Source organism: Streptomyces sp. NPDC058000 (assembly GCF_042886435.1).
Taxonomy (GTDB): domain Bacteria; phylum Actinomycetota; class Actinomycetes; order Streptomycetales; family Streptomycetaceae; genus Streptomyces.
This window is the reverse complement of record NZ_JBHVQS010000081.1, coordinates 1-15,722: the sequence shown is the minus strand read 5'-3', so window position 1 is coordinate 15,722 and position 15,722 is coordinate 1. Positions and strand designations below refer to the sequence as shown.

Annotated in this window: 12 protein-coding genes and 1 pseudogene; 4 read left to right on the top strand and 9 right to left on the bottom strand. The window is 72.6% G+C overall.

Going from position 1 to position 15,722, the window contains the following annotated elements; translation table 11 throughout:
- Nucleotides 1–7 precede the first annotated feature (7 nt).
- From ACFVT2_RS39605 to ACFVT2_RS39585, 5 genes are all read right to left on the bottom strand, one after another.
- The gene (locus ACFVT2_RS39605) at nucleotides 8–1,720 is read right to left on the bottom strand and encodes an ATP-binding protein (protein WP_390026307.1); all 1,713 of its coding nucleotides are present in this window, start codon (nucleotides 1,718–1,720) and stop codon (nucleotides 8–10) included.
- Entirely contained in the window at nucleotides 1,717–2,457 is a 741-nt protein-coding gene (locus tag ACFVT2_RS39600) for a response regulator transcription factor (RefSeq protein WP_100606053.1), read from the bottom strand. The genes ACFVT2_RS39605 and ACFVT2_RS39600 overlap by 4 nt, the downstream gene beginning before the upstream one ends.
- A gap of 237 nt (nucleotides 2,458–2,694) precedes the next feature.
- Complete coding sequence (locus tag ACFVT2_RS39595; protein WP_390026303.1) at nucleotides 2,695–3,810, bottom strand: S1C family serine protease; 1,116 nt, start codon at nucleotides 3,808–3,810, stop codon at nucleotides 2,695–2,697.
- Nucleotides 3,811–3,943: 133 nt separating this feature from the next.
- Entirely contained in the window at nucleotides 3,944–4,969 is a 1,026-nt protein-coding gene (locus ACFVT2_RS39590) for a LacI family DNA-binding transcriptional regulator (RefSeq protein WP_390026301.1), read from the bottom strand.
- 24 nt (nucleotides 4,970–4,993) lie between these two features.
- The gene (locus ACFVT2_RS39585; RefSeq protein ID WP_390026299.1) at nucleotides 4,994–5,818 is read right to left on the bottom strand and encodes a response regulator transcription factor; all 825 of its coding nucleotides are present in this window, start codon (nucleotides 5,816–5,818) and stop codon (nucleotides 4,994–4,996) included.
- Nucleotides 5,819–6,323: 505 nt separating this feature from the next.
- On the opposite strand from ACFVT2_RS39585, the pseudogene ACFVT2_RS39580 reads away from it, so the two are divergent.
- Together ACFVT2_RS39580 and ACFVT2_RS39575 are read left to right on the top strand one after the other, a co-directional pair.
- Nucleotides 6,324–6,693: pseudogene (locus ACFVT2_RS39580) on the top strand (alpha/beta fold hydrolase); the annotation flags it as partial.
- A gap of 5 nt (nucleotides 6,694–6,698) precedes the next feature.
- A complete protein-coding gene (locus tag ACFVT2_RS39575; protein ID WP_390026297.1) occupies nucleotides 6,699–6,842 on the top strand; it encodes a hypothetical protein in 144 nt (47 codons plus the stop codon).
- Between the two features lie 2 nt (nucleotides 6,843–6,844).
- Here the strand turns inward: ACFVT2_RS39575 and ACFVT2_RS39570 are convergent, their stop codons facing one another.
- From ACFVT2_RS39570 to ACFVT2_RS39555, 4 genes are all read right to left on the bottom strand, one after another.
- A complete protein-coding gene (locus tag ACFVT2_RS39570; protein ID WP_390026295.1) occupies nucleotides 6,845–9,112 on the bottom strand; it encodes a hypothetical protein in 2,268 nt (755 codons plus the stop codon).
- Nucleotides 9,113–9,174: 62 nt separating this feature from the next.
- Nucleotides 9,175–9,870: a DUF3800 domain-containing protein gene (locus ACFVT2_RS39565; RefSeq protein WP_390026293.1), complete on the bottom strand. Its 696-nt coding sequence runs from the start codon at nucleotides 9,868–9,870 to the stop codon at nucleotides 9,175–9,177.
- A gap of 413 nt (nucleotides 9,871–10,283) precedes the next feature.
- On the bottom strand, nucleotides 10,284–12,305 hold the full coding sequence (locus tag ACFVT2_RS39560) for an ABC transporter ATP-binding protein (RefSeq protein WP_390026291.1): 2,022 nt from the start codon (nucleotides 12,303–12,305) through the stop codon (nucleotides 10,284–10,286).
- A complete protein-coding gene (locus tag ACFVT2_RS39555; RefSeq protein WP_390026289.1) occupies nucleotides 12,302–14,035 on the bottom strand; it encodes an ABC transporter ATP-binding protein in 1,734 nt (577 codons plus the stop codon). The genes ACFVT2_RS39560 and ACFVT2_RS39555 overlap by 4 nt, the downstream gene beginning before the upstream one ends.
- Before the next feature lie 187 nt (nucleotides 14,036–14,222).
- Here ACFVT2_RS39555 and ACFVT2_RS39550 point away from each other — a divergent pair, with 187 nt between their 5' ends.
- Both ACFVT2_RS39550 and ACFVT2_RS39545 read left to right on the top strand, forming a co-directional pair.
- On the top strand, nucleotides 14,223–14,468 hold the full coding sequence (locus tag ACFVT2_RS39550; RefSeq protein WP_390026349.1) for a MoaD/ThiS family protein: 246 nt from the start codon (nucleotides 14,223–14,225) through the stop codon (nucleotides 14,466–14,468).
- A gap of 10 nt (nucleotides 14,469–14,478) precedes the next feature.
- Nucleotides 14,479–15,660, top strand: coding sequence for a hypothetical protein (locus ACFVT2_RS39545; RefSeq protein ID WP_390026286.1), 1,182 nt, complete (start codon nucleotides 14,479–14,481; stop codon nucleotides 15,658–15,660).
- Nucleotides 15,661–15,722: the final 62 nt, after the last annotated feature.

Below are 15,722 nucleotides of genomic sequence, written 5' to 3'. Positions count from 1 at the left end.
ACCGGGCCTATGCCTCCGGCGCCCCCTGCTCCCCCGGATCGGCCTGCTTCCCCGGTGCGGTCCGCTCCCCAGGAGCGGCTCTCTCCCCAGGGCCGGTCTCCTGCCGCGACGTCGCCGCCCGACCCGGCGCGGCGCCCGCGCCCCCCGGTATGTCCGGGGGCGGAGTGGGCGCGCCCGGCAGGGTCAGCAGGGCTTCCGTGCCGCCGCCGGGGGCGTTCCGCAGGCGTACGCCGCCGCCGGACTGTTCCGCCGTGCGGGCCACGATGGACAGGCCCAGACCGCTGCCGGGGAGGCTGCGGGCGGAGGGGGAGCGCCAGAAGCGTTCGAAGACGTGCGGGAGTTCGTCGGGCGGGATGCCGGGGCCGTGGTCGCGGACGGTCAGCGCACCGCCGGCCAGCCGGACCTCGACCGTGCCGCCGGACGGGCTGAACTTCACCGCGTTGTCCAAGAGGTTGACCACCGCCCGCTCCAGCACGGCCGGCTCGGCGCGGACGTACCAGGGGCCGAGGTCGGCGGTGATGGTGAGCGACGGGCCGCGCAACCGGGCCCGTTCGAGGGCGGTGCCGACGATGTCGTGGAGGGCGACCACTCGGAGCGCCGACGCACCGCCGGAGCTCGCCTCCGGTGTGCGGGAGAGCACCTGGAGGTCGCCGATCAGCGCCGCCAGCTCTCCCATCTGGGCCTTCACCGACACGAGCAGGGCCTCCTTGTCCGCGGCCGGGATCTGCCGGCCGGTGCGCTCGCTGCGCTCCAGGAGGTCGATGTTGGTCCGCAGCGACGTCAGGGGCGTGCGGAGCTCGTGGCCGGCGTCGGCGATCAGCTGCTGCTGGAGGTCGCGGGAGGCGGCCAGCGCGGCGGTCATCGCGTTGAACGACCGGGACAGGCGGGCGATTTCGTCCTCGCCGTCGGTGGGGATCCGGATGGTGAGGTCCTGGGTGCGGGCGACGTGCTCGACGGCGGCGGTCAACCGGTCGACCGGTTTGAGGGCCGCCCGGGCCACCCACAGGCCGGCGGTCGCCGCGCCCAGCACCCCGACGCCGGCGACGACCAGCAGCACCAGCGCGAGGTGGTTGAGCGGGTCGGTGACCTGGTCCATCGGCGCGGCCACCGAGATCGCCAGCCGGGTGCCCTGGGCTTCGGCGATCGGGCCGCGGTAGGGGACGGTCGAGACCCGCATCTCGGCGCCGTTCTCGTCCTTGGTGGTGTGGACGGCGCTGGCCAACTGCCCGTCGGCGACCGCCTGGTCCACGCGCTGCGCGCGGATGGGCGCCTTGTTGGGCGAGGTGCAGACGTAGCCGCTCGGGGAGACCAGCTGGATGGTGTACGGCGTGGGCTGGAAGCGGACGTTCAGCGGGCTGCCGGCGCAACGGGCGCTGATCGCCTGGACGTAGTCGGAGTTCACCTCGACGGTGCTCAGGCTGGTGTCGAGCTGCTCGGTGAGCCGGTCCCGGGTGATCAGCCAGCAGGCGGCGGCCGACAGTGCCACCGCGAAGGCCACCGCGACCGCGATGAGCAGCGCCAGCCGGGAACGCAGCGGCAGCTGGTGGAACCTGGTCAGGCCGAAGGAGCCGCCGGACGGGCCTGCTCCGCCCGGGCCCTGGGCGTCCGGGCCGCCGTCGCCGACGGGGCCGCCGCCGAAGCGGGCCGCGCCGCCCTGGAGGCCGGCCGCGCCGTGCGCCTCATGGGCGTGCGCCTCATGGGCGTCGCCGGTGCCGCTCATTCCGCGCCGCCCTCCAGCCTCAGCACATAGCCCACCCCGCGCACGGTGTGGACCAGCCGCGGTTCGCCGCCCGCCTCGGTTTTGCGGCGCAGGTACATCACGTAGACGTCCAGGGAGTTGGAGGTGGGCTCGAAGTCGAAGCCCCAGACGGCCTTGAGGATCTGCTCGCGGGTGAGGACCTGCCGCGGATGGGCCAGGAACATCTCCAGGAGCGTGAACTCCGTGCGGGTCAGCTCGACGGGGCGGTTGCCGCGGGTGACCTCGCGGGTGGCGAGATTCATCCGCAGGTCGGCGAAGGTCAACAACTCGCTCTCGTCGGGCCGGGCGGTGCCGGCGGCCGTGGCGTAGGAGCTGCGGCGGAGCAGTGCGCGGATCCGGGCCAGCAGTTCGTCCAGCTCGAAGGGCTTGACGAGGTAGTCGTCGGCGCCGGCGTCCAGGCCGGTGACCCGGTCGCCGACGGTGTCCCGGGCGGTCAGCATCAGGATCGGGACGGTCACCCCGCCCGCCCGCAGTCGGCGGGCGGCGGTCAGGCCGTCCATCCGGGGCATCAGCACGTCCAGCACGATCAGTTCGGGGTCGTAGGCGGCGACCTTCTCCACCGCGTCCAGACCGTCGACGGCCTGCTCGGTCCCGTACCCCTCGAAGGCGAGCGAACGCTGGAGCGCCTCGCGGACCGCGGGCTCGTCGTCGACGATCAGGATGCGGGCGGGGTGATCACCGTGCTCGGCGGGGCTCATGTGCGTGACTACCTCGGATTGCGTGACGAACGACCGACTGGACCTTTCCTGGCTTCAGCCTGACACGGATACCGCACCGGCGGACGCCCTGTGGACAACCGCCTGTGGACAACCGCTGCCCGGCGACGGCCCCCGCCCGGAGGCCGCCCGGGAGACTGCCCGGCGCTCCGTCCGCAGACCAGCCGAAGCCCGGGCGCGGGCCAGCCGAGGGCCAGCCGAATTCCGCTCGGAACCCGCTCAGACCCCGCTGTTCCCGCCGCCGCTGCCCCCGCCGCGCAGCGCGTCGAGGTCGGCCTTGACGGTGTTGATCGGTATCGCGAAGCCGAGGCCGACGCTGCCCGCCTGGCTGCTGTCCGACGAACTCGGCGAGTACATGGCCGAGTTGATGCCGATGATCTGCCCCTGCATGTCGATCAGGGCGCCGCCGGAGTTGCCCGGGTTGAGCGCGGCGTCGGTCTGTATCGCCTTGTAGGTGGTCTTGGACGAGCCGGTGTCGCCGTTGTACTGGTTGCCGCCGAACTCGAACGGCCAGCCGCCGCCACCGAAGCCGCGACCCTGGCCCTGGCCCTGGCCCTGCCCCTGGTCCTGGCTCTGGCCGTCCTCCTTGGGGACCGAGACATCGCGGTTGAGCGACGAGACGATGCCGCTGGTCACCGAGCCGGTGAGACCCTCCGGCGAGCCGATCGCGACGACCGGGTCGCCGACCACGAGCTTGCTGGAGTCACCGAGCACCGCGTGCGTCAGCCCCTTGGCGCCCTCGACCTTGATCAGCGCCAGGTCCTTGTCCGGGTCGGTGCCGACGACCGTCGCGGTCTTCTTGCTGCCGTCGCTGAAGGCGACGCTCACCTTGCGCGCACCGGCCACCACGTGGTTGTTGGTGACGATCTCGCCGCTGCTGGTGATCACCACGCCCGAGCCGGTGGACTGGCCGCCCGACGTCCGCGCCTGGATCTCCACGATGGCCGGGCTGACCGCCTTGGCCACCCCGGCGACCCCGGTGCCGCCGCCGGTGCTCTGCCCGGCGTTGACGAGCGGAGTGGAGACGCCACCGGATGTGGTGCTCTGCTGCGTGGCGCTGGCGATCAGCGCCGCGCTGCCGCCGCCGATCAGACCCGAGGCCAGTGCCACCGCCGCGATCAGCGCGATCGGCCGCCGGGCCCGGCGCCCCGGCTCCGGCGCGCCGGCTCCGCCCGCGTCCGGCATGCCCGGCGTGAACGGGGGCGGCGGCGGTACGTCGCCGCGCGCCCGGTCCGCGCCGTGGTCGCTGCTGTGGCCGGTGCCGTATTCGGAGCCGTAGGAGTACGGCCGGTCCTGGGGCATTTCATCGCCGCTGCGGCGGTAGCTCTCGGTCATACCCATGACTCTGCGGCCCCTGTATGAGAACCGTCTGAGAACGCCCTGAGAGACCCGGCAGAAGTGGGTATGCCCGGTATAAGGACGCCCCCGTCCGGCCCCCGTTCCGGCGCCGTTCAGCGGCCGGACGCGCTCAGCCCCCGCACCCGCACGACCGCCGCACCACCAGCCGCGACGGGAACTGCCGCAGCCGCTCGCGGCGCGAGCCGACCACCCGCAGCCCGTCGTCCAACACCAGGTCGACCGCCGCCCGGGCCATCGCCTGCCGGTCCGAGGCCACCGTCGTCAGCGGCGGATCGGTGAGCCCGGCCTCCTTCACATCGTCGAAGCCGGCCACCGCCAGCTCGCCCGGGACGTCGATCCGCAGCTCGCGGGCGGCCCGCAGCACGCCGATCGCCTGGTCGTCGGTGGCGCACATGATGGCCGGCGGCCGGTCCGGCCCGGCCAGCACGTCCAGCGCGACCTGGTAGGCGTCGTAGCGGTTGTAGGGCGCCTGGAAGTAGCGCCCCTCCGGCGACCGCCCGGACTCCTGCATGGCCCGCCGCCAGCCCTCCACGTGGTCGGTGACCGGGTCGCCGGACTTCGGGGTCTCCTCGGTGCCGCCCAGGAAGGCGACGTACTCGTGGCCGTGCTCAAGGAGGTGCCGGGTCGCCAGCTGGGCGCCCCAGATGTCGTCGGTCATCACCGCGACGTCGTCGATGGCGTCCGGCCGGCGGTGCAGCAGCACCACCCGGGCGTCCCAGGCGTCGATCTCCGCGGCGGCGTGCTCGCTGGGCCCCTGGCTGATCAGGATCAGGCCGGAGACCCGCATCCCGAGGAACGCGCGCAGATAGTGCACCTCGCGCTCGTCGAGGTAGTTGGCGTTGCCGACCAGCACCATCTTGCCGCGCTCGGAGGCGGCCTGTTCGACGGCGTGCGCCATCTCCGCGAAGAACGGCTGCCGGGTGTCCGGGACGATCAGACCTATGAGGTCGGTACGGCGGGACGCCATCGCCTGCGCGACCCGGTCGGGCCGGTAGCCGAGCTCCTTGATGGCGGCGAGTACCCGCTCGCGCGTGGCCGGGGCAACCGGCCTCGGTCCGTTGTTGATGACGTAACTGACGACGGCGGTGGATGTCCCCGCCAGTTTTGCCACATCATCCCGCGTCACCTTGGCCACGCGCGGCAGTCTACGCGGGTGGCCCTACCGGCGGGCAGGCTGTGTGGACGTGGATCCGGCGTCCGACGAGGACGAACGCGTGGGCGCCCGCCCGTCGGCCGGGTTGCCCCCGTCCCCGTCCTTCGGAGCCTTCGCGGTGTGGCCCTGGGCCTTGGCCTCCGCCGCCGCCCGCTCCACCTTCTCCGGCACCACGAAGCGGTAGCCGACGTTCCGGACCGTGCCGATCAGCGACTCGTGCTCGGGGCCGAGCTTGGCGCGCAGTCGCCGGACGTGCACGTCCACCGTCCGCGTACCGCCGAAGTAGTCGTAGCCCCACACCTCCTGGAGGAGCTGGGCGCGGGTGAAGACCCGGCCCGGGTGCTGCGCCAGGTACTTCAGCAGCTCGAACTCCTTGAAGGTCAGGTCCAGGACCCGGCCCTTCAGCTTGGCGCTGTAGGTGGCCTCGTCCACCGAGAGATCACCGGTGCGGATCTCCGTGGGGCCGTTGTCGGTGGAGATCTGCTGGCGGCCCATCGCCAGCCGCAGCCGCGCCTCCACCTCGGCCGGCCCGGCGGTGTCCAGCATGACGTCGTCGACGCCCCAGTCGGCGGTGACGGCGGCCAGTCCGCCCTCGGTGACCACCAGCACCAGCGGACAGCCGGGCCCGGTGGACCGCAGCAGCTGGCACAAGGACCGCACGTGCGGAAGGTCGCGGCGGCCGTCGATCAGTATGACGTCGGCCCCGGGGGTGTCGATCAGGGCCGGACCCTCGGCGGGGGCCACCCGGACGCTGTGCAGCAGCAAGCCGAGCGCCGGAAGCACCTCCGTCGATGGCTGGAGAGCATTGGTCAGCAGCAGAAGTGAACTCACTTCCGACCACCTACCCGGTTTCCGGCGAGCTTCGTCCTGTGCGGCTCGCTGTCCTGCACGCTTCGCTTGCCCATGACGTCTGGTTCCTCCTCGGTCCCTGCGACGGGGGCACCACCCGGCTAGGCCGGGGGAGTCTGCGGCACTGCTTCGTACGGAGTGCTTCCGCTCACACTCTTCGCGTGCGTGAAAGCACAAAAGGACCCGGGGGCGACGCTGCCCGGATCCTTCTTGCCCAGCAGAATAGCTCACATGAGTTGCGGACCCGAGGCCGATTTTGCACGTTCTTGTGTTCCGTCGATCACTTCGAGTGGTCACCGGGCGACCCTGTTGACGGACGGCGGCGTCCGCATCTAGGCCGCCCACACCCCCGGAATCCGCTTCCCTAAGGGCTTTCCGCGCCCTCGCCCGGGCTCTTCCCCGCCCCCGCGGCCGACCTCGCCAGCGTCCTCGCCACGGCTTCACCGGCTCCCTCCAACGGCCCGCGCTCCGCCGCGCAGCCGCCGCGTTGTCCCAGCATGCGGACGTGATCACGTTCTCCTACCGGGGGCACGGCGGCTCCGGCGGCCGCTCCGCGGTCGGCGACCGCGAGCTCCACGACCTGACCCGCCACCGTCCGCCGGGCCCGCTCCCCGGGGCACCGCCGGATCGCCACCGCCGGCTGCTCCATGGGCGGCTCGGTGGTCCTCCGCCAGGCCGCCCCGCACGGCCGGCAGCGGACGGATCGCGGGTGGGGGGAGCACGGGGAGCGCACGGATGCGTCCCCCGATGTCGTGGTCGCGGTCAGTGCTCCCGCCTGGTGGTACCACCGGGGCACGGCGTCGATGCGGCGCCTCCACTGGGCCGTCACGCGCCCCGCCGGACGCCCGGTCTCCCGCGTCGCATGCTGATGTCCGCCGCCGACCCCGCCACCACCGCACCCTGGCTCGAACCAGGCTTCGGGAACACGGAGAACGCCGCGGGGGCGGAGCCGCCGCGGCGGATCGGGGCGTGCGTGGTGGCGTGGGTGGTGGCGCGGGCGGCCTGACGTCACCCGGCCTCGGCGTCCTCGGCGGGCTCGTCCTCCTCCTCGTCGTCCACCGGCGGTTTGTGGGCGTGGATGCGGTTCTGGGCGCGGATGGCGGTTTCGCGCAGCTCCTGCCACTGGTCGAGGTCGTCGAACACCGGGGAGGTGATGCCCTGGCCCAGCTCGTCCAGCTTGATCAGCGCGCTCTCCGCCCCGGCCAGGGCCCGGGCCAACTCCCGGATCTGTTCGGCGATCCGCGTCGCGAGCGGCACCTCGGTCGCCGACGCCGAGCCCGTCGGCGAGCCGCCCTGCCCGGCGCCGGCACCCGCCCCGCCGGACGGCTGCCCCGCCCCCGACCCCGCCGCCGACCCGCCGGACGCGGGCGCCGGAGCGGACGGCCGGGCCGCCTCGATCGTGCGCGTGGCCCGCGCCACGTCCGACGCGTGGACCACGTCCCACTCCAGCAGGGGCTCCTCCGCGTCGCCGACCCGGCTGATCCGGTCCGGGGCGCCCAGGTCCACCTTCACGTGCTGGTACCGCGCCGCCCCCGTGTCCTCCTCCGGCAGGCCGAGATCGTGCCGGGAGCTGGCGTTGCGCGGCATCCGCCCCGACTCGAACCGCTGGGCCGCGAGCGCCAGCGTCCAGAGCCCGAGCTCGTTGCCCTCCCTGGCCAGCCCGCCGACGACGACATGGGCATCGGCGCGGAACGGCACCTTGCCGGGTTCCCGCTCGGTCCCCAGGGACGATCCGACGTTGCTGGTCAGCAGCTTGTCCGCGATCAGGGCGGTGCCGCCCGCCAGGGCCAGCGTGCAGCGGGCGTCGAGGTCGCCGGCGAGCGCGGGCCCGACCAGGCTGGTGAAGTCGTCGGTCGGCACCGGGACCCAGTTGCCCTTCAGGACGTCGGCACACAGCACACCGCCGTTGGTCCACGCCTTGCGCGCCTGGGTGAGCGCGGTCTTCTTCTCCGAGCGCCAGGGCTGGTCCACTACGGGCCCCAGCAGACCGGCGTAGCCCTTCGTGGACATCCGGCGCTCGTTCTTGATCTCCTTCGCCCGGCTGTGGAGTTCGGCGAAGAGATCGGGCCTGGTCAGGACGTGGAGCAGGGAGACGGCCCGCCAGAGGGGGGTCTGCGGGATCCGGGGGTCCCGGAAGACCGCGGGGGTGTCCGCGGCCGGCCGGCGCCCCACCGCGAGTGCGTAGACCTCGCCCAACTCCTCCTCCTTGCCCCACTCGCGGGCCCGGGTCTGGACGACGAGTTTCAGGGCGCGGGTGGCCACTTCGAGGTTCTGCGCCGTGGCGTCCCACGGTTTGAACTCCACGTGCACCGAGGCCAGGATCGAGCGCAGCGCGTCGTCGAAGACGTCCGCGGCCGGGAGCGCGCCGCTGGTGTGCGCCCGCACCCCCACCGCGATGTGCGCCGGCACGACGAAGGTCTGGGCGATCTGGATCGCCCGGCGCGAGGGCTGCTCACCGGCCGCCTCCTTCGCGAACTCCTCCCGCAGCAGCTCCCGCTTCCGCTCCCGGCCCAGCCCCCAGCGCTGGGTGCGCGGCTTCAGCGGCTCGTTGGCCGGCTGCGGGAGCTCGGCGACCAGCGTCTCCATGGCCAGCGTGGCCGCCTCGTCCTTGACCGCGCCCGGGCCGGCGAGCACCTTCCAGGCGCTGGCCAGCCGCGTGATGCCGTCCCGGGCGACCAGGACGTGCACCGACTCCGTGTCCTCGTCGTCGAAGTCGAGGACGACGGGGTGGACGATCAGCGCCCGGGTCACCCGGCGGGCCAGGATGGACTCCTCGTAGGAGTTCATCTGCAACGTGGCGTGGACGGTCTGGTGGATGTGCTTCCGCAGGTGGTCCAGATCGCGGTAGCGGTAGCGCAGGAACGCCTGCGGACGGCCGTCCTCCGCCGTGCCGGAGACCTGCGGATCGTCCACGTCCAGCACCTGCTGCCCGGTCCGCGGCTGGATGCCGGGGAACAGCTCGGACAGCCAGACCCGGGTGTGCACGGACCGGAGCGTGGCCCCGTCGACGTGCTCCTCCAGCAGCAGGCTGCCGTCCGCGTCGCCGGCGCCGCGGAGTTGCAGGGCGACCAGCTCCGGGGCGACCGAGGCCCGGGCCACCGCGTACCAGGCGTCCTCGGGGAGCGTGGCGAGGCCGCTCTCCCGACCGTGTTTGACGAGCTTCGCCCGGGCGTCGGTGTCCGACCCTTCGGGCAGTTCCCCCGCCACATCGGAGACCAGGACCTGTTCCCTGCCCCACTCCACCGTGATCGGCTGCTGGACCTCGGACTTCGGCATGGACCCTCCGTCGTGATGGGGTGATCGGGCGCTCTGGGGTGATCGGGGAACGGGACCGCTCGTCACAGCGCACCGGGCCCGTCCGCGGTCGGCAGCGCGGTGCCGAACCAGTCGTGCATGAAGGCGCGTTCCGGGCGCTTGGCGACGCTCTGGTACGCGGCGAACGCGAGCACGTCGGCGGCCTGGAGGAAGTAGTTGAGCCGGGCGGACAGGAACACCGGGTCGCCCTGGATGCGCCGGTCGGCGTCCGGCAGTTCGCGGTGGGCGCGGACCAGGGCGCGCTCGCTGCCGTCGCCGTCGAGGACGACCACGGCGTGTTCGCCCGACGCGGCGAGCCGGGCGTTGGTGCGCGCCAGCCAGGCCCGGTACAGGGCGGGGCGGTCGCGCCCGTAGTCGTCGGTCTCGCGGTGGACGGCGGTCACCTGGGCCCCGGGCAGCTCGGCGATGACCCGGAGTTGACGGTGGATCACCTCGCGGCAGTTCGTGAGGTGGGCGGCGCGGGCCGCCGGATCTGGCAGGTCGGGGCGGTAGACGTGCCGGCCGCGTCCGGCGACGAGGTCCTGGGCGTGCAGGGAGGCGTCGACCGGAATGCCCAGGTCCGTCTCCAGGGTGGCCCGGAAGGACATCAGCGCGCGTTTGGCGGCTTCGAGCTCGTCCAGCCGGAGGGACAACGCGGCGAAGGCCGTGATCGTGCGGGCGTCGCCGCCGTCGTCGACGTAGACCAGCCGCACCGGTGCGGCGGAGTCGCTGGTGGCCATGGAGGCCCACTCCATACGGGCGCGCTCGCTGGGACCGCCGTCCGGACGCCATCGTCCGGACTCCCTCTCCCGCTGCCGCGAGGCGTGGCAGGCACCCTCTCGTCACCACGCACAGGCGTCGCCCGGCGGTCGTACGGGAATGCCGCACTGCGGAGGATCAGCCCTCGTACGAGGCGCACACTCACCGCAAGCGACACGCCGCTCCTCAACTCCCTTACGGGCAGCGGCTTCCAGGCGATCCTGAAACCCCCACGTCACGGTGCCGTCGGAGGGCACGGTGCCGTCGTGCGTCACATGCGCCACACACCCTAGTGGCACGACGGTCTGATCTTCACAGGAATCTCCGCGCCACGGGAAACCCCGCAACGGGCCGGCGGGCGGCGGGAGTTGCGGACCGGCCCGCCGCCCGTGTCCTACTCGGCCTCCACCACCGCCTCCGCGAACTGGGCCGCGTACAGGCGGGCGTAGGCGCCGTCGACGGCCAGGAGCGTGTCGTGGGTGCCCTGTTCGACGATCGAGCCGTTCTCCATCACCAGGATGACGTCGGCGTCGCGGATGGTGGAGAGGCGGTGGGCGATGACGAAGCTGGTGCGGCCGGTGCGGAGTTGGGCCATGGCGTGCTGGATGAGGACCTCGGTGCGGGTGTCCACCGAGCTGGTGGCCTCGTCCAGGACCAGGATGGCCGGTTCGGCGAGGAAGGCGCGGGCGATGGTGATGAGCTGCTTCTCGCCCACCGAGACGTTGTCGCCCTCCTCGTCGATGACGGTGTCGTAGCCGTCGGGGAGGGTGCGGACGAAGCGGTCGACGTGGGTGGCCCTGGCCGCCGCGACGACCTTGTCGAGGGAGGTGCCCTCGGGGGCGCCGTAGGCGATGTTCTCGGCGATGGTGCCGCCGAAGAGCCAGGTGTCCTGGAGGACCATGCCGATGTTGCCGCGCAGCTCCTCGCGGGACATCTGGGCGATGTCCACGCCGTCGAGGGTGATCCGGCCCCCGCGCACCTCGTAGAACCGCATCAGGAGGTTGACCAGGGTGGTCTTGCCGGCGCCGGTGGGGCCGACGATGGCGACGGTCTGACCGGGGCGGACGGCGAGCGAGAGGCCGTCGATGAGTGGCTTGTTCTCGTCGTAGCGGAAGGAGACGTCCTCGAAGGCGACCCGGCCGGTGACCTGCTCCGGACGGGCCGGCCGCGCGGGGTCCGGGTCCTGCTCCGAGGCGTCGAGGAGTTCGAAGACCCGCTCGGCGGAGGCGACGCCGGACTGGACGAGGTTGGCCATCGAGGCGACCTGGGTCAGCGGCTGGCTGAACTGGCGGCTGTACTGGATGAACGCCTGGACGTCGCCGATGGACAGCGCGCCGGAGGCGACGCGCAGGCCGCCGACCACGGCCACCAGGACGTAGTTGAGGTTGCCGATGAACATCATCGCGGGCTGGATGATGCCGGAGATGAACTGGGCCTTGAAGCCCGCGGAGTAGAGCGCCTCGTTCTGCTCGCGGAAGAGCTCGGCGGACTCCTTCTGCCGGCCGAAGACCTTGACCAGGGAGTGGCCGGTGTACATCTCCTCGATGTGCGCGTTGAGCTTGCCGGTGGTCTTCCACTGCTGGACGAACTGCGGCTGGGCGCGCTTGCCGACCTTGGTGGCGACCACGACCGAGACCGGCACGGTGATCAGCGCGACCAGCGCCAGCAGCGGCGAGATCCAGAACATCATGGCCAGCACGCCGACGATGGTCAGCAGCGAGGACACGATCTGGCTGAGGGTCTGCTGGAGCGTCTGCTGGATGTTGTCGATGTCGTTGGTGGCGCGGGAGAGCACCTCGCCGCGCTGCTGCTTGTCGAAGTAGCTCAGCGGCAGCCGCGCCAGCTTCTCCTCGACCTGCTCGCGCAGCCGGAAGACGGTGCGCTGGACCACCCGGGTGGCGATCCGGGACTGGACGAAGCCGAAGACGGCGGACGCCGCGTAGATCAGGGTGACCCAGAGCAGGACCGTGCCGACCGCGCCGAAGTCGATGTGGGGGCTGGGGGCCACCGGCATGCTGGCGACCAGGTCCGCGAGCCCGCCCTGGCCGTGCGCCCGCAGTTGCTCGGCGGCCTGCGCCTTGGTCAGGCCCGCCGGCAGATGGCGGCCGACGATACCGGCCATGATCAGGTCGGTGGCCCGGCCCAGCACCTTGGGTCCGACGACGGTCAGCGACACGCTCAGCACGCCCAGCAGCAGCGCGACCGCGATGATGCCGCGCTCCGGCCGCATATGGGCCAGCAGCCGCTTGCCGGAGTCCTTGAAGTTCAGGGACTTGTCGATCGGGCCGCCCATCATGCGGGCCATCGGGCCGGAGCTGGGGGCCGGGCCGCGGCGGGGCGCCGAGGTGGGGGCCTGCTCGGCGGTGCCGGCGGGGGCCCGGTCGGCGGCCGGGCCCTGCTTGTCCGCGGTGGTCATGCCGCCTCCTGCTCGGTGAGCTGGGAGAGCACGATCTCCCGGTAGGTCTCGTTGCCGGCCATCAGCTCGCGGTGGGTGCCGGTGCCCACGATCCGGCCCTCGTCGAGGACCACGATCCGGTCGGCGCCACGGATCGTGGAGACCCGCTGGGCGACGATCACCACGGTGGCCCGGTCGGTCTCGCCGGCCAGCGCGGCGCGCAGGGCCGCGTCGGTGGCGTAGTCCAGGGCGGAGAAGGAGTCGTCGAAGAGGTAGATCTCCGGCTTGCGGACCAGGGCGCGGGCGATCGCCAGCCGCTGCCGCTGGCCGCCGGAGACGTTGGAGCCGCCCTGCGCGATCGACGCCGCCAGGCCGCCCTCCATCCGCGCCACGAAGTCCTGGGCCTGGGCGGTCCGCAGCGCCTGCCACAGCTCCTCGTCGGTGGCGTCCGGATTGCCGTACCGCAGGTTGCTGGCGACCGTCCCGGAGAAGAGGTACGGCTTCTGCGGCACCAGGCCGATGACGGAGGCCAGGGTCTCCGGGGCGAGGGTGCGCACGTCCACGCCGTTGACCAGGACGGCGCCGCCGGTGGCGTCGAAGAGCCGGGGCACCAGCCCGAGGAGGGTGGACTTGCCGGCGCCGGTGGAGCCGATGACGGCGGTGGTCTCGCCGGGGCGGGCGATCAGGGAGATGTCCTTGAGGACCGGCTGCTCGGCACCGGGGAAGCGGAACTCCACGTTCCGGAGCTCCAGTTCACCGTGTCGGTGCAGCACCGTGACCGGCTCGGCCGGCGGGGTGACGCTGGACTCGGTCGTCAGCACCTCCTGGATGCGCTCGGCGCAGACCTCGGCGCGCGGCAGCATCATCACCATGAACGTCGCCATCATGATCGACATCAGGATGTACATCAGGTAGCTGAGGAAGGCCGTCAACGCCCCGATCTGCATCTGCTCGCTGTCGATGCGCAGCCCGCCGAACCACACCACGGCCACGCTGGAGAGGTTCACGATCAGCATGACCAGCGGGAACATCATCGTCATCAGCCGGCCGGCGCGCATCGAGATGTCGTACAGCTCGGTGTTGGCCCCGGCGAACCGCTCGCGCTCGTGCCGGTCCCGGACGAAGGCGCGGATGACGCGGATACCGGTGATCTGCTCGCGCAGCACGCGGTTGACGGTGTCGATGCGCTCCTGCACCCCGCGGAACAGCGGACGCATCCGGCGCACGATGAGTGCGACGAGGATCGCGAGGACCGGGACGATGACCAGGAGGAGCGCCGACAGCGGCACGTCCTGGTTGAGCGCCATGATGACGCCGCCGACGCACATGATCGGCGCCGAGACCATCATCGTGAACGTCATCAGGACCAGCATCTGCACCTGCTGGACGTCATTGGTGGTCCGGGTGATCAGCGAGGGCGCGCCGAAGCCTCCCATCTCCCGGGCGGAGAAGGACTGCACCCGGTCGAAGACCGCGGCCCGGACGTCCCGGCCGAGCGCCATGGCCGTGCGGGCGCCGAAGTAGACCGCGCCGATCGCGCAGACGATCTGCAACAGCGTCACCGCGACCATGAAGCCGCCGACGCGGAAGATGTAGCCGGTGTCCCCCGGCACGACACCGCCGTCGATGATGTCCGCGTTGAGGTTCGGCAGATAGAGCGTCGCCAGCGTCTGGATCAGCTGGAGCAGGACGATCAGGGATATGGAGCGCCTGTAGGGCCGCAGATGCGCCCGCGCGAGTCGGACCAACACAGGCCGGAGCCTATGCGAACACTTGCCTTCGGCAATCGAATTTCTCCGAACCGTGCAGGAATCGGTCCGGACCGCCACAAGTCTTTACCCGAACTTGCCCGGATTCGGGCCGGCCGTCGCGTACGCCATCATGGAGGCGGCAAGAGCCCCCCGACATGAAGAGGCCGCCGTGACAACAACTGGCACCGTGCGCTACTGGGCCGCGGCCAAGGCCGCCGCCGGCGCGGCAGAGGAGCCGTACGCGGCGGCGACGCTCGCCGAGGCACTGGACACGGCGCGCACCACGCACGCCGCGAACCCGGAGTTCGCCCGCGTCCTGCTGCGCTGCTCCTTCCTGGTGGACGGCGTCCAGGTCGGCTCCCGCGATCATGCGGAGGTGCCGCTGTCCCAGGGCGGCACCGTCGAGGTCCTGCCGCCGTTCGCCGGAGGATGAGCAGAGGGCCATGAGCGACAACCAGCCACAGCACCAGAACCCGTATGACCAGCAGTCCCATCCTGCGTACGACCCGCAGACGGCCTACGGCACCCCGTACGGGCAGCAGCCCTACGACCCCTATACACAGCAACCACACCAGCAGCCCGCGCAGCCCCAACAGCCCTACGGGTACGAGGCATACGGGCAGCCGCAGCACCAGCCCGCCGCCTCCTACGGGCAGGACGGCGGCTACGGCCAAGGCCAGGACTCCTACGGGCAGGACGGTTACGCCACCCCGGTCCCGGCACAGCACCAGAGCGCGCACCCGGCCCCGCACCAGGACGCCCACCACGGAGCCCACCAGGGCGCCTACGGGACCGCGCACGGGACCACCGCCACCGCCGAGCCGGTGCCGGCCGGCCCCCCGGCCGCCGCGCCGGCCCCCGCCGCGCCGCTCAAGCCCAACCAGATCGCCCGCGCCGAGGGCCGCTCGCCGATCATCCCGCCCGGGATCCAGCCGGCCGCCCTGACCGCGCTGCTCGCCCTGCTGCTGGCGCTGGCCGCGCCGGTCGCCCACCTGGTGCTGGCGGTCCCGGTGGTACTGCTCCAGGCCGTCACCGCCGCCGGCTGGTTCCGGCTGAACGGCATGTGGCCGGCCCGCCAGGGCATCGCGCTGGCCTTCCTGGGCGGTCTGGCCACCGACGTCGGACTGCTCGCCACCCCGCGCGAGGACGCGCCGCTGGTCGCCATCGGCACGCTCGGCGTCTGGTGCCTGCTCGTGCTCGTCCTCCAGCTGCGCAACCGCAGCAGCGCGGACGAGCGGATGTACGCGCTCACCGCGGGCCTGACCTCGTCCGCACTGGCGGTGCTCGCCTCCGGCTACCTGGCCGCCGACGCGGACGCGGTGGTGGTCGGCGCCGCCGCGGTCGCCCTGGCGACCCTGGCCCGGGCGCTGCCGCTGCCCGGCCCGGTCTCCCTGGTGCTCGGCCTCGTGGCGGGCGCCGGTGGCGGTATCGCGGCCGGCCAGCTGACCGGCATGGGGACCACCGGCGCGCTGCTGGGCCTGGCCGCCGGCGGCTGCGCCCTGATCGGCCTGCGGGTGGCCAGCTACGACTACCCCTCCCGCTTCGTGCACATGACCGCGGGCGTCGCCCTGCCGCTGGCCCTCGCCGGTCCGGCGGTCTACGTCCTGGGCCGGGCCCTGGGGTAGCCCCGGGCCCCGGGCTCGCCACTCAACGCCGCGGCGGCCGTACGGAGCGCAGGGTTCTGCGC